The organism is Collimonas pratensis (genome assembly GCF_001584185.1).
GTDB lineage: Bacteria > Pseudomonadota > Gammaproteobacteria > Burkholderiales > Burkholderiaceae_D > Collimonas > Collimonas pratensis.
In genome coordinates, this window is the sequence record NZ_CP013234.1 from 4,964,353 (window position 1) to 4,983,099 (window position 18,747).

Sequence of the window (18,747 nt, forward strand, 5' to 3'; positions counted from 1 at the left end):
TTCAAGCTCAATCTTCAAGCTTATTTTTCAATCTCACTCAAAAAACTCTTTGACCTTGTCTTTCCAGGATTTGCTCTGCGGACTGTGCTTGGCGCCGCCTTCGCTGGTCAGCTGCTCGAATTCCTGCAGCAGCTCTTTCTGGCGGTCGCTCAGCTTGACCGGGGTTTCCACCACAACGTGGCAGAACAGATCCCCGGCGTAGCCCGAACGCACGCCCTTGATGCCCTTGCTGCGCAGACGGAAGGTCTTGCCTGACTGGGTGCCGTCCGGAATCGTGAAGGACGCCTTGCCGTTCAATGTAGGCACTTCGATTTCACCGCCCAATGCCGCTTTGGCGAACGAGATCGGCATTTCGCAATGCAGATCGTCGCCTTCACGCTGGAACACCGCATGCGGCTTGATGTGGATTTCCACATACAGGTCGCCGGTCGGGCCGCCGTTCATACCCGGCTCGCCGTTGCCGGAGGAGCGGATACGCATGCCGTCGTCGATGCCAGACGGGATTTTCACTTCCAGTGTCTTGTTGCGCTTGATGCGGCCGGCGCCGGCGCATGACGGGCATGGTTCCGGAATGATCTTGCCGCTGCCGTGGCATTTCGGGCAAGTCTGCTGAATGCTGAAAAAGCCTTGCTGCATGCGTACCTGGCCGTGGCCGCCGCAGGTCGGGCAAGTGATTGGTTCGGTGCCGGGCTTGGCGCCGCTGCCATGGCAAGGTTCGCACTCGTCCCAGCTTGGCACCCGGATGGTGGTGTCGAAACCGTGCGCAGCCTGCTCCAGCGTGATTTCCAGGTTGTAGCGCAGATCGGCGCCGCGATACACCTGCGGTCCACCGCCACGGCCGCCGCGGCCACCGCCACCGCCGAAAATGTCGCCGAAAATGTCGCCGAAGGCATCGGCAAAACCACCCGCGCCGCCGCCACCGCCGCCACCCATGTTGGGATCGACGCCGGCATGGCCGTAACGGTCATAGGCATCCCGCTTTTGCGGGTCGGACAGCATTTCGTAGGCTTCTTTTGCCTCTTTGAATTTTTCTTCCGCACCCTTGCTATCCGGATTGCGGTCCGGATGGTGCTTCATTGCGAGCTTGCGGTACGCCTTCTTGATTTCATCATCAGTAGCGTTTTTCGCAACACCCAGTATTTCGTAAAAATCACGCTTCGCCATCTTTTTGCACCCTGTTGTTTAAGCGAAAACGCCGGGCAGAGTAATTTGCCATGTTTTGATGGCTCATAAACTCTACCCGGCTAAGTGTTTTGCAATTTAAACGTTGATTTGATTAGTTGGGGACAGAGTCGCACAGAAAGTGTAATTCGCCACGCTTCGGTGGCTCTTAAACCCTATCCGGGCGACTCTGTCCCGCAATTAAATTACTTGTCCTTCACTTCCTTGAAATCGGCGTCAACCACGTCGTCTTCCTTCGGCTTGGCTTCCGCGCCGGCGCTAGCGCCTGCTTCAGCGCCGCCGGCTGCAGCTTGCTGCGCCTGCAGGTCGGCATACATCTTTTCGCCCAGCTTTTGCGCTGCCGTGGTCAAGGCGGCTGTCTTGTTGTCGATGGCGGCCTTGTCGCTGCCCTTCAACGCTTCTTCCAGTTCCTTGATCGCGGCTTCGATGCTTTCCTTCTCGCCGGCTTCCAGCTTGTCGCCGTATTCCGCCAGGGATTTCTTGGTCGAATGGACCAGTGCGTCGCCCTGGTTGCGGGCTTCCGCTGCTTCCTTCAGGCGCTTGTCGTCTTCCGCATTGGCTTCGGCGTCGCGCACCATCTTCTGGATCTCTTCTTCGGTCAAGCCGGAGTTGGCCTTGATGGTGATCTTGTTTTCCTTGCCGGTTGCCTTGTCCTTGGCGCCGACGTGCAAGATGCCGTTAGCATCGATGTCGAAGGTGACTTCGATCTGCGGCGTGCCGCGCGATGCCGGCGGGATGCCTTCCAGATTGAATTCGCCCAGGCCCTTGTTGCCTGCAGCCATCTCGCGCTCACCTTGGAAAACCTTGATGGTCACGGCAGGCTGGTTGTCGTCGGCCGTCGAGAACACCTGGCTGAACTTGGTCGGGATGGTGGTGTTCTTCTGGATCATCTTGGTCATCACGCCGCCCATGGTTTCGATACCCAGCGACAATGGCGTCACGTCCAGCAGCAGCAAGTCCTTGCGGTCGCCCGACAAGACCGAACCCTGGATTGCGGCGCCGACGGCGACAGCTTCATCCGGATTGACGTCCTTGCGTGGTTCCTTGCCGAAGAATTCCTTCACCTTTTCCTGCACCTTAGGCATGCGGGTCATGCCGCCGACCAGAATGATGTCGTCGATGTCGGAAACCTTGACGCCGGCGTCCTTGATGGCGATGCGGCAAGGCTCGATAGTCTTGGCGATCAGCTCTTCCACCAGCGATTCCAGCTTGGCGCGGGTCATCTTCAGGTTCAGATGGATCGGTGCGCCGTTCGCCATGGCGATGTACGGTTCGTTGATTTCAGTCTGTTGCGACGACGACAATTCGATCTTGGCGCGTTCGGCCGAAGCCTTGATGCGTTGCAGGGCAATCGCATCCTTTTTCAGGTCGATGCCGTTGATCTTCTTGAACTCGTCCAGGATGTAATCGATGATGCGCTGGTCGAAGTCTTCGCCGCCGAGGAAAGTATCGCCGTTGGTGGACAGCACTTCGAACTGCTTTTCGCCATCGACATCGGCGATTTCGATGATGGAGACGTCGAATGTACCGCCGCCCAGGTCATATACCGCAATCTTGCGGTCGCCTTTTTCTGCCTTGTCCAAGCCGAAAGCCAGCGCAGCCGCGGTCGGCTCGTTGATGATGCGCTTGACGTCCAGGCCGGCGATACGGCCGGCGTCCTTGGTCGCTTGACGCTGGGCATCGTTGAAGTAAGCCGGCACGGTAATCACAGCTTCGGTGACTTCTTCGCCGAGGTAGTCTTCAGCGGTCTTCTTCATCTTGCGCAACACTTCCGCGGAGATTTGCGGCGGCGCCAGTTTCTGGTCGCGCACGCCTACCCATGCATCGCCATTGTCGGCCTTGATGATCTGGTAAGGCATCAGCGCGATGTCTTTCTGCACTTCTTTTTCGTCGAACTTGCGGCCGATCAGACGCTTGGTGGCGTACAGCGTGTTGGTCGGATTGGTGACTGCCTGGCGCTTGGCAGGAGCGCCGACCAGGATTTCGCCGTCTTCTTGATAAGCGATGATGGAAGGCGTGGTACGCGCGCCTTCCGAGTTTTCGATCACTTTTGGCTGACCGTTTTCGATAACCGAAACGCAAGAATTCGTGGTGCCCAAGTCAATGCCGATAATTTTACCCATGGTGTATGTCCTTTACTGAATATCTGATGAATGTTTGGATGGTCTGAATATAGGGAGCGAAAGCGCGCTTTCAAGCGCTAAACTGCTCGCTCCTGGCGTTTTTTTTCTATTTTCCTTGCGCCACGACGACCAGCGCTGGCCGCAACAGACGATCGGCAATGGTATAGCCCTTTTGCAGCACGGTCACCACGGTATTGGCGTCCTGCTCGGCCGGCACGGTCGAGATCGCCTGGTGTTTCATCGGGTCCAGCTTCTCGCCGACTGCCGGCGAGATTTCCAGCAAACGGTTTTTTTCAAAGGCCGAGGACAGTTGCTTGAGCGTCATTTCGACGCCTTCCTTGAGCGACTCCAGCGACGGCGTCTCGATCTTCAGCGCCATTTCAAGGTGGTCCTTGACCGGCACCAGCGCTTCGGCAAAGCCTTCGATGGCAAATTTGTGCGCACGGGCAATATCTTCCTGAGCCCGGCGGCGGATGTTTTCCGACTCAGCCTTGGCGCGCAGGAACGCGTCCTGCATTTCGGCGATCTTGGCTTGCGCTTCCGACAGCTGGACTTCCAGCGCCGACTCGGGAATCACCGTTGCATCATCGGCAACAGCATTTTTTTCCGTTTGCGCCGTCTGTACCGGCTCGTTCTGATTTTCCATGTGTTCCATTCAAAAACCTCCAACAATCAATAACTTATTAACCTATAGCAGTCCAAATGAGGCTATGCCCTTACTTTTTCAAGGGTTAAAAGTCGGCCGCACGCAATATCGAGCAAGGACCCCACAAATCGGGAGTTTCTGGCAACAAATTGAAACAATATTTACCAGAACTGGGTTTGCTGCGATGCCACATAGGGACTATCCTGAAAGCGTGGCTCAAGCAAGAGTCAGCAACCTGCAGGCCCTCTCGGAGAGCCCTCTGCCCCACTAACAAAAAAAGGGGATTATCGTGAAACTGCCGTTGATTTCCGCACTTTTGATCGTGTACACCTTACTCGCCGCCGGCATGATCAGCTATTCGCAACTGGTTGCGTTGTACTAGATTCTGCCTTCCGGCCAAAGCCTCCGGCTGCTTGCAGAATAAATAATATTCTATTTCTCCAGCCCGAGTTTGGGCGCTCATTATAGTTGCGCCTTGCCGCCGCGGCGCATCAGCACCCTAAATTTCTGCCGCAAACCCGCCGGATTACTGGCTCGCCCCCAGGCTCAGCGCTTGTTTTTTTGACATTTCCACCTGCAGCTTCAACTCTTCCCGCTCGGCCTCGGTCAGATGCGTCGGCCAGCCGATCAGCTGCTCTTCGACGATCTCCGCCATGGCTGAAATCCAGCCGGGCGCCTGATTCAGGCATGGGATGAAATGGAATTCCTTGCCACCCGCCTGCAGAAAATCCTGCTTGCCCTCTATCGCAATCTCTTCCAGCGTCTCCAGGCAATCGCTGGTGAAGCCCGGACACATGACGTCGACCCGCTTGACGCCTTGCTTGGCCAGCGCCTGCAAGGTCGGCGCGGTGTAAGGCTGCAGCCATTCCGCCTTGCCGAAGCGCGACTGAAAGGTCAACTGGTACTGCTCCGGCCCCAGCCCCAGTTGCTGCGCCAGCAGGCGCGCGGTCTTGTGGCATTCGCAGTGATAGGGATCGCCCAGCAGCAAGGTGCGCTTCGGCACCCCATGGAAACTCATGATCAGCTTGTCGGGTGCGCCGTGCATGGCCCAGTAGGCCAGCACCGAATCTTTCAGGGCCTGGATGTACGCTTCATGATCGTGGTAATGCTTGATGAAACGTAGTTCCGGCACGTTGCGGACTTGCGCATAATGGGCAAACACGGCGTCGTAGATCGATGCCGTGGTGGTCGCGGAATATTGCGGATAGGCCGGCAGCACCAGCAGCCGTTCGCAGCCCTCGGCTTTCAGCTGTTCCAGCACTTCGCCGATGGCAGGGCTGCCGTAGCGCATGGCGTAAGCCACCTGCAGCCGATGCCCGCGCTGGCCCAGGTAGCCGCGCAACAGTGTCGCCTGCTTGCCGGTATGGACTTTCAGCGGCGAACCCTCGTTGCTCCAGATCGATGCATATTTATGGGCCGACTTGCTGGAACGGAAAGGCAGGATCAGGCAGTGCAGGATCAGCCACCAGATCGCGCGCGGGATTTCCACCACGCGCGGATCGGACAGGAATTGCTTCAGGTAACGCCGCACCGCCTTAGTGGTAGGCGCATCCGGGGTACCGAGATTGACCAGCAACACCGCGGTCTTGCCAGTCTTGCCATGGGTGAACGGTGGTTCTTTCAGAAATGCCATGCAAAGATGTCCAGGAAAATGACCGCGGGATTAGAGAGCCAGCAGTTCGCGCGCGTGCTTGCGGGTAGTGGCAGTGATTTCCAGGCCGCCCAGCATGCGGGCGATTTCTTCGATCCGGTTCTTTGCGTCCAGGCCGTCGATCGCCGACACGGTCTTGTTGCCCTGGCTCTGCTTGCTGACCTGGAAGTGCTGGTTGGCCTGGCTGGCGACCTGCGGCAAATGGGTCACGCACAAGACCTGGCGGTCCTGCCCCAGGCGTTTCAGCAAGCGTCCCACCACTTCGGCGACGCCGCCGCCGATGCCGCTGTCGACTTCGTCGAAAATCAGGGTCGGGGTAGCAGTCGAGCTCGAAGTGATCACCGAAATCGCCAGCGCAATCCGCGCCAGCTCGCCGCCGGACGCCACTTTGGCTAAAGCCCGCGGCGCCACGCCGGCATGGCCGGCCACCAGGAACTCTACTTGTTCGACGCCATAGCTGGCAGGCTCGCAAGGATTGAGGGCCACGGCGAAGCGTCCACCGCTCATGCTCAAGTCCTGCATCGCCGCCGTCACTGCCGTACCCAGAGCCTGCGCCGCCTTGGTACGCGCCTTCGACATTTTTTGCGCCAGCGCCAGATAGGCCGCTTTCAGCTTTTCTTCCTGCGCGCGCATGGCGTCGAGGTCGCTGGCGTCGGCCAGCTGGCGCAATTGCGTGGACAAGATCTCCAGTTCCTGCGGCAGCTCATCCGGCGCCAGCCGGAACTTGCGGCCGGCGGAGTGGATGGCTTCCATGCGGTCTTCCACCTGGTGCAGGCGCGCCGGATCGAGCTCGACCCGGCTCAGGTAATCATTCAAGGCATACACCGCTTCCTGCAGCTGGATGCGGGCCGGCTCCAACGCTTCCAGCACCGGCTTGAGGCTGCTGTCGACATCCACCAGCTTGCCGATCTTCTGGTTCAACGCCGACAGCTGCGACAGCATCGGCGGCGTGTCGTCTGCCTCGTTTTCGGAAATCACGTTGAGCGCTTCCTGCGCCCCTTCGATCAGGCTGGCGGCATGCGACAGGCGACTGTGTTCGTTGGTGATTTCATCCCACTCGCCCGGCTTGACCGCCAGCTTTTCCAGCTCGCCGACCTGCCATTCGAGCCGCTCGCGTTCCAGCAGGACGTTCTTGGCATTGGTTTCAAATTCTTCGCGCTGGCGCGCCAGCGAGCGCCAGCTTTTGAAAGCGGCGGCCAGCGTCAGCAAATCGTCAGCCAGGCCGGCCTGGCCATCCAGCAGCAGCCGTTGCGCATCGTTTTTCAGCAGGGACTGGTGCGCGTGCTGGCCATGGATATCGACCAGCATTTCGCCCAGCTCACGCAACTGGCCGGCAGTGGCGGCAACGCCATTGATGAAGGCCTTCGAGCGGCCGGCGTTGTCGATCACGCGTCGCATCAGGATCACGCCGTCTTCGCTGCCGAATTCGTTGCGCTCCAGCCAGGCGATGGCCTCCGCGTCAACGCCGGCGGCCATGGCGAATTCCGCCGTGACGTCGGCCTTGGCGGCGCCTTCGCGCACTACGCTGGCGTCACCGCGGCCGCCCAGCGCCAGCGCCAGGGCATCGATCAGGATCGACTTGCCGGCGCCGGTTTCGCCGGTGAATACAGTAAAGCCAGCGGCGAACTCAAGCTCGATGGCATCGACAATGACAAAATCGCGGATGGAAAGTGTGCGCAGCATGGGAGTCTGGGATGGGCTCAAAAATGGATGTCAATATAGCGCGGACCGCCACGGCAGTGGCAAAGTCGCCAGAAAATACGTCAACAGCTTACATGATGATCGGGATTACTTCAGCTGTCCTTCCGCCGATGGATATTCGTTCCAGTGCAGTTTCTGGCGCAAAGTGGCGTAATAGCTCCAGCCGGCCGGATGCAGAAAGGTAATGGTGTGTTCGGAGCGCCGGATCAGGATGCGGTCGCCGTGCTGCAGGCTGGCCAGCGACTGCATGTCGAAATTGGCGCTCATGTCGCGGCCGTTGACGATCTCGATCACGATTTCGCTGCTGTCCGGGATCACGATCGGCCGGTTCGACAGCGCATGCGGCGCAATCGGCACCAGCACGATGCCGCCCAGCGACGGATGCAGCAAAGGCCCGCCGGCCGACAAGGCATAGGCGGTGGAGCCGGTCGGCGTCGCCACGATCAAGCCGTCGGAACGCTGGTTGTACATGAAGCGACCGTCGACTTCGACCATCAGCTCCGCCATGCCGGAGCCGGCGCCGCGCGTCACCACCACGTCGTTGAAGGCCAGCGCGCTGAAAATCTGCTGGCCGTCGCGCATCACCGCGCTTTGCAGCAGGCTGCGGCGCTCGGATTCGACCTGGCCATCGAGCATTTCACCCAGCACCGGCAGCATGCGCTCCAGGGAAATATCGGTAATAAAGCCGAGCCGGCCCTGGTTGATGCCGATCAAGGGCACATCATAAGGCGCCAGCTGGCGCGCAATGCCCAGCATGGTGCCGTCGCCACCGACAATGATGGCGGCGTCGGCCTGTTCGCCGATCTGCTCCGGGGTCATGGCGGCAATGCCGGGCAAGGCGACATTCTGCGCCGTCTCGGCCTCCAGCACCACGTGATGGCCCCGTCCTTGCAGGAAATCGACGATTTCCGTCAGCGATTCGGAAATGCCGGCGGCAAAATATTTGCCGACGATCGCAATGGTCTTCGGCGCAGGTTCCTGCAAATTCGCTTGAGAAGGTAATTTTATAGGCCACATGCTGGCGATTAGACCATAATTTAGGCTTGCAATGAAGGATACGCACATGGCTCTGACGAATAATTCAACACCCTCCCCCGGCTCGCAGCCGGGTAAGCAGATTGTCATCAAAGCGGTTTTGTTCGATCTTGACGATACGCTATGGCCGATCGGGCCGGTGATCGCACGCGCCGAGCAAATCCTGTTCGACTGGCTGCAAGCCAATGCGACGGCGCTCACGCGTCAGTTCAGCATCGACGGCCTGCGCCAGCAGAGGCTGCAGCTGGTCGCCACCAATCCGGTCTTTCGCTTCGATTTGTGGAAGCTGCGTCACGCCGCCCTGAGCGCGGCGTTGAGCAGCGTCGGCGAAGATCCGGCCAAGGCCGACGCCGCCATGACGGTGTTTTCCGAAGCGCGCCATGCGGTGACGCCGTTCGCCGACGTCCAGCCGGCCTTGGCCCGGCTGCAGCGCCGCCTGCCGCTGGGCACGGTCTCCAACGGCTTTGCCGATCTTGGCAAGATCGGCCTGGCCGGTCACTTCCAGGCCTCGATCGCGGCCCACAGCTTCGGCTGCGCCAAGCCCGATCCGGCGATCTTCCACGCCGCCTGCGCCGCTCTCAAGGTGGCGCCGCAAGAAACCCTGTATGTCAGCGACGACCCCATGCTGGACGTGGTCAGCGCCCAGCAGGCGGGCTTACAGGCAGTCTGGATCAATCGTTTCGAGCGTACGCTGCCGGACGGCGTCCAGCCGCAGGCCAGCTGCACCAGCCTGGATGAACTGGAGGCATGGCTCGAACAAACGCGATTTTAGAGTCTGTTGGCATATGATTTGGGAGATGCATTCAAGCCAAAACAGTGTATAAGTGCATTAGTTAAAGTGCGTAAGGCGCTGGCAAGCAAGCGCAGCGCTCGCTAAAATAGACCCATATGCAACTAGATAATCGCGCTCAAACCCTGCTCAAGGCCCTGGTCGAACGGTATATTGCCGACGGCCAGCCGGTCGGCTCGCGTGCCCTGTCCAAGATCTCGGGGCTGGAACTGTCGCCGGCGACCATCCGCAACATCATGGCCGACCTCGAGGAAATGGGTTTCGTCGCCAGTCCCCATACCTCGGCCGGACGGGTGCCGACGCCGCGCGGCTACCGCATGTTCGTCGATACCTTGCTGACGGTCGAGGCCATCGACGAGACCGCGCTCGAATCAAAGATGCAAAACAGCCTGCAGCCCAGCTCGCAGCAGAAAATCATCGCCAATGCGGCGCAGGTGTTGTCATCTTTATCGCATTTCGCCGGCGTCGTGCTGAGTCCGCGGCGCGAATCGATTTTCCAGCAGATTGAATTCCTGCGGCTGTCGGAAAAACGCATCCTGCTGGTGATCGTCAGCCCCAACGGCGATGTCCAGAACCGCCTGTTGCTGACTGATGTCGACTACAGCCCGGCCAAGCTGGTGCAGGCCGCCAACTATATCAACCAGCACTACGGCGGCCTCAGCCTGGACGACGTCCGTCTGCGCCTGCAGGGCGAACTGCGCAAGCTGCGCGATGACATGACCTGGCTGATGCAGGCCGCGGTGGAAGCCGGCAGCGACGCCATGACCGACAACAGCGACGAAGTCGTAATTTCCGGCGAGCGCAACCTGCTCAGCGTGACCGACTTGTCGTCCAATATGGATTCGCTGCGCAAACTGTTCGACATGTTCGAGCAAAAAACCGGCCTCATGCAGCTGCTGGATATTTCCGGCAAGGCCACCGGTGTGCAGATCTTCATCGGCGGCGAATCGCAGCTGGTGCCGATGGACGAAATGAGCGTGGTGACGGCGCCGTATGAGGTCAACGGCAAGATCGTCGGCACGCTGGGCGTGATCGGGCCGACGCGGATGGCGTATGAACGGGTCATCCCGATCGTCAACATCACCGCCAAGCTGCTGTCGAATGCCCTCAGCCACAGCTGACCTGGGGCATCGGCATGTCGCGCAACGACGCCATCATCGACTATATCCGTGAGCTGCTGGAGCCGTTCGGCGCAATCAGCGCGCGCCGCATGTTCGGCGGTTACGGCATCTACCACGACAGCGTGATGATCGGCCTGGTCGCCGACAGCACCTTGTTCCTGAAGACAGATGAACTGACCCGGCCGCAGTTTGCCGCTGCCGGTTGCCGGCCATTCGTTACCGAGAGCAAGGGGAAGCCGATCGAGATGAGCTACTGGTCGGCGCCGGAAGACGCCATGGATTCGGCCAACGCCATGACGCCGTGGGCGCGGCTGGCTTATGCGGCGGCTGTGCGCAAGGCTAACGCCAAGCCTGCGCCTAAAGCATCTAAAACGCGTTCACGCTGAGCGGCAGCAAACAAGGGATCAAGCCTCAGGGTCAAGCTTTTTTCTTGCGGCAATCGCGGCAATGGCCGTACAGGGCCAGCGCATGGTCGGCGATTTCAAAACCGTGTTCCTTGGCGACGATTTTCTGGCGCTTTTCAATTTCTTCGTCGTAAAACTCTTCGACCAGGCCGCAATCCAGGCAGACCAGATGGTCGTGGTGCGATCCTTCGTTGAGTTCGAACACGGCTTTGCCGGTTTCAAAATGATTGCGCTGCAACAGGCCAGCCTGCTCAAATTGCGTCAATACGCGGTACACAGTTGCCAGACCGACATCAAGATTCTCGCTCAGCAAGATTTTATAGACGTCTTCGGCGCTCAGGTGCCGCACCTCGCTATTCTGGAAGATTTCCAGGATTTTCAGGCGTGGCAATGTGGCTTTCAGGCCGCTGGCTTTTAGTTCGGATGGATTGTTCGGCATGTTTTGGTCACAAATGGATGATCTGCTTTATCATATAGCGTTTTAGCACAGTTGCTCAATCAATTGAGATCCTTATGCGAATGTTGCTCTCCCCTGCCCGTACCTCCGCCCGCATCGTCCCGTTAGCCGCTGCTGTCGTCCTGATGACCGCACTGGCCGGCTGCGCCTCGAAAAATCCTTTGCTGGACACGCCTGCCGCAGCTGCGCCTGGCGACGCTGCCGGCGCTACCGTCAGCACCGACACCAGCGGGGTGCAAACTATCAAGCATCGCCGCTTCCTGGGCATTTTTTCCCCGTATCGTATAGATATACAACAGGGGAACTTCGTTTCCAAGGAAATGCTGGCCCAGGTCAAAGAAGGCATGACGCGCGAACAAGTGCGTTTTGCGCTCGGCACGCCTCTGGTGACGGATATTTTCCATGACGACCGCTGGGACTATGTGTTCCGCCTGCAAAAGGGCAACGGCGAAATCACCACCAGCCGGGTCAGCGCTTTCTTCAACGGCAACCTGCTGGCGCGCATCGACGGCGGCAACCTGCCTACCGAGAATGACTACCTCGACCGGATTTCCGGCGGCGCGGCGGAAGCCAAGAAGAGCGTCAAGAATGTCGAAATTGCACCAACCGTGCCTAGCGCACCCGCTCCTGCCAAAAACTAAGCCTGCATAAGGACTGGGCCATGCTGCCATGCGCAGCATGGTCCTTGCCGCGAGCAGCTTGGCTCAAGCAACCAGGATCCACTGTACAGATCTCAGATCGCCGAATTAACATGACTCAGATGAAAATAGCCGTTGCCGGCGCCTCCGGACGTATGGGGCGCATGCTGGTCGAAGCAATCCAGAACGCCGATGACGCGGTGCTGGTGGGCGCACTCGGCGTGCCGGATGCGCCGGAGCTGGGCAGCGATGCCGCCGCCTTCCTCGGCAAGCCTGCCAATGTCCTGATCGAAGCCGACCTGGCCAAGGGCCTGGCGCAAGCAGCCTACCTGATCGACTTCACGCGTCCGGAAGGCACGCTGAAGCACCTGGAATACTGCGCCGCCCACGGCATCAAGATGATTATCGGCACTACCGGCTTCGATGAAGCCGGCAAGGCGGCGATCGCGGCCGCGGCCAAAAAGACCGCCATCGTGTTCGCACCCAACATGAGCGTCGGCGTCAATGTCACCATGAAGCTGCTGGAGCTGGCCGCCAAGAGCTTTTCCCACGGCTACGACATCGAAATCATCGAAGCGCACCACCGGCACAAGGTCGACGCGCCGTCCGGCACCGCGCTGATGATGGGCGAAGTGATCGCCGCCGCGCAAGGACGCAAGCTGGACGACGTTGCCGTGTATGCGCGCGAAGGCGTCACCGGCGAACGCGATCCGTCCTCGATCGGCTTTGCGGCGATCCGCGGTGGCGATATCGTCGGCGACCATACGGTGCTGTTTGCCGGCATCGGTGAGCGCATCGAGATCACCCACAAGTCATCCAGCCGTGTGACCTACGTGCATGGCAGCTTGCGCGCCGCCCGCTTCCTGAGCGACAAGAGCACCGGCCTGTACGATATGCAGGACGTGCTGGGCCTGCGCTGATTTTCCATGCCGGGCTGGCGGCTGCCAGACCGGCTGCTGTAATGGCGTGACCCGTCACGCCACTCATCTTCTCGGATCGACGCCATGGATCAATCTCTCGGACTAGCCCGCTACTGGGCGCAAACGGACGCTATCTCCCACTCGGTGGCGTATGTGCTGGTACTGATGTCGGTGGTCAGCTGGTTTTATATCCTCTCAAAAACCTGGAGTTCATGGCGCATTCGCCGTAGCGCCGCTGCCCTAGATGACTTCTGGCAAGCGCCGACGCTGGAAGTGGCGATCGCCGGCATCAAGCCTTTCGATAGCGAAAACGTCTATTCGCCGCTGGCCAGCCAGGCCGCCGACGCCGCAGCCATCAAGCCGCCCGCCCCTGGCACGCCGGCAGCTTCCCTGAACGCCGCCTCCGACCCAGGCGAGCTGATCACCCGGACCTTGCGCCGTGAAATCAACCGCGTCTCGTCGCGCCTGGAAAGCGGCCTCACCCTGCTCGCTTCGGTCGGTTCGACCGCGCCGTTCGTTGGCCTGTTTGGCACGGTGTGGGGCATTTATCATGCACTGGAGGCAGTTTCTTCCAGCGGCACCATCCAGATCGACAAAGTGGCCGGCCCGGTGGGCGAAGCGCTGATCATGACTGCCCTCGGGCTGGTGGTGGCGATTCCATCTGTGCTGGCGTATAACGCCTTTACCCGCGTCAATCGGATTACACTGGCGGAACTCGATGCGTTTGCGCATGACCTGCACGCTTATTTGACTACCGGCAGCCGGGTCGGCAAGTAATCCGCCGTCGGCCGCTATCAAGACAATTTCACGACAATTTTCTGCATTTCACCGAGTAGAGGCAAATCATGGCTTTTGGCGGCTTCAACGATAACCAGAACCAGGCGCCGATGGCGGATATCAACATCACGCCGATGGTCGACGTCATGCTGGTGCTGCTGGTGATTTTCATCATTACGGCGCCACTGTTTACCCACGCCATCAAGGTCGACCTGCCTAGCGCGCAATCCGCGCCGGCGCCGGAAAAGCCGGAAACCATCTCGCTCTCCATCGACCGCGGCGGCAAGATGTTCTGGAATAATGACCCGGTGTCGGAAAGCGAACTGGCCGACCGTATCGTCGCTTCGGCGCAGCGGCAACCGCAGCCCGAACTACAATTGCGCGCCGACAAGGATACCCGCTACGAAATCCTGGCGCAGGTGATGTCGCTGGCGCAAAACAATGGGCTGGCCAAGATCGGTTTTGTCACCGTGCCCGCCAAAGACGACGGCAAGTAACTCCTCACTCCGCTTTACACGCCGGCATCTGGCCGCTCCGGCCGGCCACTCCTCCTGTATCCGTTTGTATCTAGCGCCGGCTGTCCGCAGCCGCGCACTGCGCCCTCTTGCGCCTCGCCTCGATACCAATAGTTTCCCGTTAGCAATCTAATAATTTGCACTGAATGGCGTCGGTTGGCGTTTTTGGATGTAACATTATATTTTCATTTGTATCTCTATATATCAACAAATTACAATAATAAATGAGGGCAATAAAGAATTTCAATATGGCAATTATTTCCGCACTGCCCTGCGACCATTTCATCCATCCAAGCATATGACACCGTCCTCTTACAATTACCTGCTAGGGACAACCGCTCATTCCGGATTTATCAGCCTGCCCTTGCTACTGGCGCTGGCGATTGCCGAGTGGGGCGTGTATCTGGTGCCGACCAGCCTGCTGGCCCTGTGGGTCAGCGGCGGCAGGGAAACCCGCATCACCTCCCTGAAAGCGGTAGTGACCATGGCGGCGGCCGTGATAGCCAGCAAGATGATTGCCCTGCTGTGGACTGCCACGCAACCGGCGGTGGACGACGGCGGCTATATCTACCAGCCCCAGGGCGAGTATTTCCTGACCCCCAGCGTCACGATTGCCATTATCCTGGCCACCGGCCTGACGCTCTGGACTGCGCGGGCGATCAAGATCAAATGGGTCGGCGTACTGCTGGTGATGCTGTCGCTCGCCGTCAGCTGGGCCAAGGTCTTTCTGGGCATGCACTATCCGCTGGATATCTTTGGCGCCGGCCTGATCTCACTGGCCATGATGCTGGCCATGAATTCGAAATACGGCAAGGTCGTCAGCGACGGAGCGATCCGCTTCATCAACAGCCGCCTGCAAAACCTGAGCTTGCTGTCGGAACTGTCACATTTATTCCCGGCGCCGGCGGCCTGGCTCAAGCCCGGATATCGGCATGGCGGGCAGCGCGTCACCTTGCTTAGCTGCCTGCAGCACTCGCCGCGCGGCCTGTCCTATTTTGCCAAACAGATCAAGCTGAGCGCCCGTACGCTGCTGCACTACCGGCAAACCCGGCGTTGGCTGGCCTATTGGAATGGCTCGCCGATGCACGCCAGCCTGGCCCAGGCGACGCCACGACTATTGCAAAAAATCTATCGTCCTTACCAATCCCTGCGCCTGCGCAGCGCTGAGCGGATGGATTTGCTGGTCAGTCACTACAACTTCATTGTCCAGCAAGGTCTCGCAGCCCTGATCCTGCAGGCGGCAAAATCGCCACAGCTGCTGGGCAGCTTCAGCGGCAAGTCCGGCGTCCTCTACGAAATCCGCCTGTCGGCGATCGCTACGTTAGACCGTGAAGGCGAACTGGCGCTCGACCTGTGCTGCGCTCAGCAGCGCTTGTTCTCGGTGGCCTTCACTTTCCATGGCAACGAAGCCAGTCCCGCCATCGGCATTGGCTGCCTGCAGGGTCCGCGCGGCAGCGATGCCCAGGAACGGGTGCGCCACGCCACCCGCGACATGTTCGGCATGCGGCCCAAGGGCCTGATGGTGCGGCTGGTCAGGGAAATCGGCCGCGCCTATGGCTGCAAACAGCTGATCCTGGTGGGAAACCGGAATCGCGTCATGTCCCATCAAGTGCGCACGGGCCAGGTTTTTGCCGATTATGATGATTTTTGGCAAGAAATTGGCGCAATGCGCCGCACCGACGGCGAGTACCAGCTCTCTTGCGAAGAGATTCCGTCACCCAATCTGCAGGAAATTCCCTCCAGCAAACGCTCGGAAGCACGCAAACGCATCGATCTGACGGAACGCGCAGTGCAGGCCGCATTAGAAGGTTTTTCCGGCAGATTCGCGCGCGCATAGCGTCTCTTGCGGCTAGCTCCGGCAAGCAGCGTTGCATAGCTCCACGCTTCCCATGCGCTAAAGCGGCATCCGAACCAGTATAATCATCGGTTCGGGGTCGATGAGGCAATGTTTCACAGATCGTGAAATACTGCCCCAGCCCAGCAAGTTCCCATTCCGAAGCACATCAAGAACGATCAGAAACGCCCCGCTCGTCCCGGCCTGCATTACCGCCGACAGCATGGCTGCTCCTGAAGCCGTTTGCGGTGGGCGCGGATAACATTCACTTTTTAGCTCCCGTCATGCAAGAAAAATACAGTTCAACCGACGTCGAAAAAGCAGCGCAAGACTATTGGCAATCCATAGACGCCTACAAGGCCGTCGAATATGCCAAGGACAAGAACGGCCAGGATAAAAAGAAATTCTACGCCTGCTCCATGCTGCCTTACCCATCGGGCAAGCTGCACATGGGCCATGTGCGCAACTACACCATCAACGACGTCATGTACCGCTACCTGCGGATGAACGGCTATAACGTGCTGATGCCGATGGGCTGGGACGCGTTCGGCATGCCGGCGGAAAACGCCGCGATGGCCAACGGCGTGCCGCCGGCGCAATGGACCTATGCCAACATCGCCCACATGAAGAAACAGTTGCAGGCGATGGGACTGGCGATCGACTGGTCGCGCGAGATGACCGCCTGCACGCCGGAATACTATAAGTGGAACCAGTGGATGTTCCTGAAGATGCTGGAGCAAGGTATCATCTACAAGAAAACCGGCACCGTGAACTGGGACCCGATCGACCAGACCGTGCTGGCCAACGAGCAGGTGGTCGACGGCCGCGGCTGGCGTTCCGGCGCGCTGATCGAAAAGCGCGAAATCCCGATGTACTACGCCAAGATCACCGACTACGCCGAAGAGTTGCTGGAACACGTGGAAACCAAGCTGCCGGGCTGGCCGGAACGGGTGCGCCTGATGCAGGCCAACTGGATCGGCAAGTCGACCGGGGTGCGCTTCGCCTTTCCACACAAGATCGAAGAAGACGGCAAGCTGATCCAGGACGGCAAGCTGTGGGTGTTCACCACCCGCGCCGACACCATCAAGGGCGTGACCTTCTGTGCGGTGGCGCCGGAACACGCGCTGGCGACCTTCGCCGCCAAGAGCAATCCGGAGCTGGCCGAGTTCATCGCCGAATGCAAAAAGGGCAGCGTCATCGAAGCCGACATGGCGACCATGGAAAAGAAGGGGATGCCGACCGGTTTGTATGTGTCGCATCCGCTGACCGGCCAGCAGATCGAAGTATGGGTCGGCAACTATGTCTTGATCACTTATGGCGACGGCGCCGTGATGGGTGTGCCTGCGCATGACGAGCGCGACTTTGCCTTCGCCCAGAAATATGTGCTGCCGATCCGGCCTGTGATCGCGGTGCCAGGCAAGACCTACTCCGAGGAAAGCTGGCACGAATGGTATGGCGACAAGGAAAACGGCGTCTGCGTCGATTCCGGCAAATACGACGGCCTCCACTACCAGCAGGCTGTCGATGCGGTAGCGGCCGACCTGGCGGCGCACGGTCTGGGTGAAAAGAAGATCACCTACCGCCTGCGCGACTGGGGCATCTCTCGCCAGCGCTACTGGGGCACGCCGATTCCGATCATCCATTGCGACGATTGCGGCGCCGTGCCTGTGCCGGAAAAAGACCTGCCGGTGATCCTGCCGGAAGACTGCGTGCCGGACGGCAGCGGCAATCCGCTCAACAAGCATGAGAAGTTCCTGCACGTCGACTGCCCCAAGTGCGGCAAGCCGGCGCGCCGTGAAACCGACACCATGGACACCTTCGTCGATTCGTCCTGGTACTACATGCGCTATTGTTCGCCAAAGAGCAACGACGCCATGGTCGATTCCCGCAACGATTACTGGATGCCGATGGACCAGTACATCGGCGGCATCGAGCACGCCGTCCTGCATCTGCTGTACGCGCGCTTCTGGACCAAGGTCATGCGCGACTTCGGCTTGATCAAGTTCGACGAACCGTTCACCAACCTGCTGACGCAAGGCATGGTGCTGAACGAAACCTATTTCCGCGAAGACGCCAGCGGCAAGAAGACCTGGCACAATCCGGAAGACGTCGACCTGACTTTCGACGACAAGGGACGGCCGCTGACCGCCATCCTGAAATCGGACGGCCAGCCGGTCGAAATCGGCGGCACCGAAAAAATGTCGAAGTCGAAAAACAACGGCATCGACCCGCAAGCCCAGATCGACCAGTACGGCGCCGATACGGCGCGCCTGTTCACCATGTTTGCCTCGCCGCCGGAACAGACCCTGGAATGGTCAGGCACTGGCGTTGAAGGCGCCAACCGTTTCCTGCGTCGGGTCTGGGCTTTCAGCTATGCGCGCGCCGCCAGCATCACGCCTGGCGCCGCGGCGGATTTCGCCGGCCTGAACGATGTCCAGAAAACCTTGCGCCGCGAAGTCCACAAGATCCTGCAGCAGGCCGATCACGACCTCAAGCGCATCCAGTACAACACGGTGGTCTCGGCCTGCATGAAAATGCTGAACACGCTGGAAGCAGCCAAGCTCGACCAGTCGCCGGCCAGCAATGCGGTCCTGACGGAAGGCTTGTCGATTTTCCTGCGCGTGCTCAATCCGGTGGCGCCGCACATCACCCACACCTTGTGGCAGGAACTCGGTTTTTCCGCGGTGCATGGCGACCTGCTCGACGCCAGCTGGCCGGAAGTCGACGCCAAGGCGCTGGAGCAGAGCGAGATCGAATTGATGATCCAGGTCAACGGCAAACTGCGTGGCAGCATCACCGTCGCCAAGGATGCCGACAAGGCCAGCATCGAGGCGGCGGCGCTGGCCAACGAGAATGTGCAGAAATATCTCGAAGGCGCGCCCAAGAAAATCATCGTGGTGCCTGGAAAGCTTGTCAATATCGTCGCCTAGGCGATGACCGGGGCCGGATTCGC

General features: G+C 59.6%; 16 protein-coding genes. 9 read left to right on the forward strand and 7 right to left on the reverse strand.

The features are described 5' to 3' along the window. Window positions 1-33 precede the first annotated feature (33 nt). The 6 genes from dnaJ to CPter91_RS22070 form a co-directional block, all read right to left on the reverse strand. Window positions 34-1,164, reverse strand: coding sequence for a molecular chaperone DnaJ (dnaJ, locus tag CPter91_RS22045; RefSeq protein WP_061944238.1), 1,131 nt, complete (start codon window positions 1,162-1,164; stop codon window positions 34-36). A 203-nt stretch (window positions 1,165-1,367) separates the two neighbouring features. Beyond that, a complete protein-coding gene (gene dnaK, locus CPter91_RS22050; RefSeq protein WP_061944241.1) occupies window positions 1,368-3,305 on the reverse strand; it encodes a molecular chaperone DnaK in 1,938 nt (645 codons plus the stop codon). 106 nt (window positions 3,306-3,411) lie between these two features. Continuing rightward, entirely contained in the window at window positions 3,412-3,960 is a 549-nt protein-coding gene (grpE, locus tag CPter91_RS22055) for a nucleotide exchange factor GrpE (protein ID WP_061944243.1), read from the reverse strand. Between the two features lie 517 nt (window positions 3,961-4,477). After that, the gene (hemH, locus tag CPter91_RS22060) at window positions 4,478-5,584 is read right to left on the reverse strand and encodes a ferrochelatase (RefSeq protein WP_061944246.1); all 1,107 of its coding nucleotides are present in this window, start codon (window positions 5,582-5,584) and stop codon (window positions 4,478-4,480) included. Between the two features lie 30 nt (window positions 5,585-5,614). After that, the gene (gene recN / locus CPter91_RS22065; protein WP_061944249.1) at window positions 5,615-7,285 is read right to left on the reverse strand and encodes a DNA repair protein RecN; all 1,671 of its coding nucleotides are present in this window, start codon (window positions 7,283-7,285) and stop codon (window positions 5,615-5,617) included. 105 nt (window positions 7,286-7,390) lie between these two features. Continuing rightward, window positions 7,391-8,320, reverse strand: coding sequence for an NAD kinase (locus CPter91_RS22070; RefSeq protein ID WP_061944252.1), 930 nt, complete (start codon window positions 8,318-8,320; stop codon window positions 7,391-7,393). Between the two features lie 46 nt (window positions 8,321-8,366). Between CPter91_RS22070 and CPter91_RS22075 the strand changes: the two genes are divergently transcribed. The 3 genes from CPter91_RS22075 (at window position 8,367) to CPter91_RS22085 (ending at window position 10,635) form a co-directional block, all read left to right on the forward strand. Next, window positions 8,367-9,110: an HAD family hydrolase gene (locus tag CPter91_RS22075; RefSeq protein WP_061946523.1), complete on the forward strand. Its 744-nt coding sequence runs from the start codon at window positions 8,367-8,369 to the stop codon at window positions 9,108-9,110. Window positions 9,111-9,226: 116 nt separating this feature from the next. Continuing rightward, window positions 9,227-10,249: a heat-inducible transcriptional repressor HrcA gene (gene hrcA / locus CPter91_RS22080; RefSeq protein WP_061944255.1), complete on the forward strand. Its 1,023-nt coding sequence runs from the start codon at window positions 9,227-9,229 to the stop codon at window positions 10,247-10,249. Window positions 10,250-10,263: 14 nt separating this feature from the next. Then, complete coding sequence (locus CPter91_RS22085) at window positions 10,264-10,635, forward strand: TfoX/Sxy family protein (protein ID WP_061944258.1); 372 nt, start codon at window positions 10,264-10,266, stop codon at window positions 10,633-10,635. 31 nt (window positions 10,636-10,666) lie between these two features. Here the strand turns inward: CPter91_RS22085 and fur are convergent, their stop codons facing one another. Beyond that, entirely contained in the window at window positions 10,667-11,092 is a 426-nt protein-coding gene (gene fur / locus CPter91_RS22090) for a ferric iron uptake transcriptional regulator (RefSeq protein ID WP_038493139.1), read from the reverse strand. 74 nt (window positions 11,093-11,166) lie between these two features. Here fur and CPter91_RS22095 point away from each other — a divergent pair, with 74 nt between their 5' ends. From CPter91_RS22095 to leuS, 6 genes are all read left to right on the forward strand, one after another. After that, window positions 11,167-11,751 carry an outer membrane protein assembly factor BamE gene (locus CPter91_RS22095; RefSeq protein WP_082793164.1) on the forward strand — a complete coding sequence of 195 codons (585 nt, stop codon included), beginning with the start codon at window positions 11,167-11,169 and terminating at the stop codon, window positions 11,749-11,751. 110 nt (window positions 11,752-11,861) lie between these two features. Next, complete coding sequence (gene dapB / locus CPter91_RS22100) at window positions 11,862-12,668, forward strand: 4-hydroxy-tetrahydrodipicolinate reductase (protein ID WP_061944264.1); 807 nt, start codon at window positions 11,862-11,864, stop codon at window positions 12,666-12,668. A gap of 84 nt (window positions 12,669-12,752) precedes the next feature. Continuing rightward, window positions 12,753-13,445 carry a MotA/TolQ/ExbB proton channel family protein gene (locus tag CPter91_RS22105; RefSeq protein ID WP_061944267.1) on the forward strand — a complete coding sequence of 231 codons (693 nt, stop codon included), beginning with the start codon at window positions 12,753-12,755 and terminating at the stop codon, window positions 13,443-13,445. Between the two features lie 68 nt (window positions 13,446-13,513). Further along, the gene (locus tag CPter91_RS22110; protein ID WP_061944270.1) at window positions 13,514-13,942 is read left to right on the forward strand and encodes an ExbD/TolR family protein; all 429 of its coding nucleotides are present in this window, start codon (window positions 13,514-13,516) and stop codon (window positions 13,940-13,942) included. 316 nt (window positions 13,943-14,258) lie between these two features. Next, window positions 14,259-15,797 carry a DUF535 family protein gene (locus CPter91_RS22115; RefSeq protein WP_082793166.1) on the forward strand — a complete coding sequence of 513 codons (1,539 nt, stop codon included), beginning with the start codon at window positions 14,259-14,261 and terminating at the stop codon, window positions 15,795-15,797. Between the two features lie 281 nt (window positions 15,798-16,078). Continuing rightward, window positions 16,079-18,724: a leucine--tRNA ligase gene (leuS, locus tag CPter91_RS22120; RefSeq protein ID WP_061944276.1), complete on the forward strand. Its 2,646-nt coding sequence runs from the start codon at window positions 16,079-16,081 to the stop codon at window positions 18,722-18,724. Window positions 18,725-18,747 lie beyond the last annotated feature (23 nt).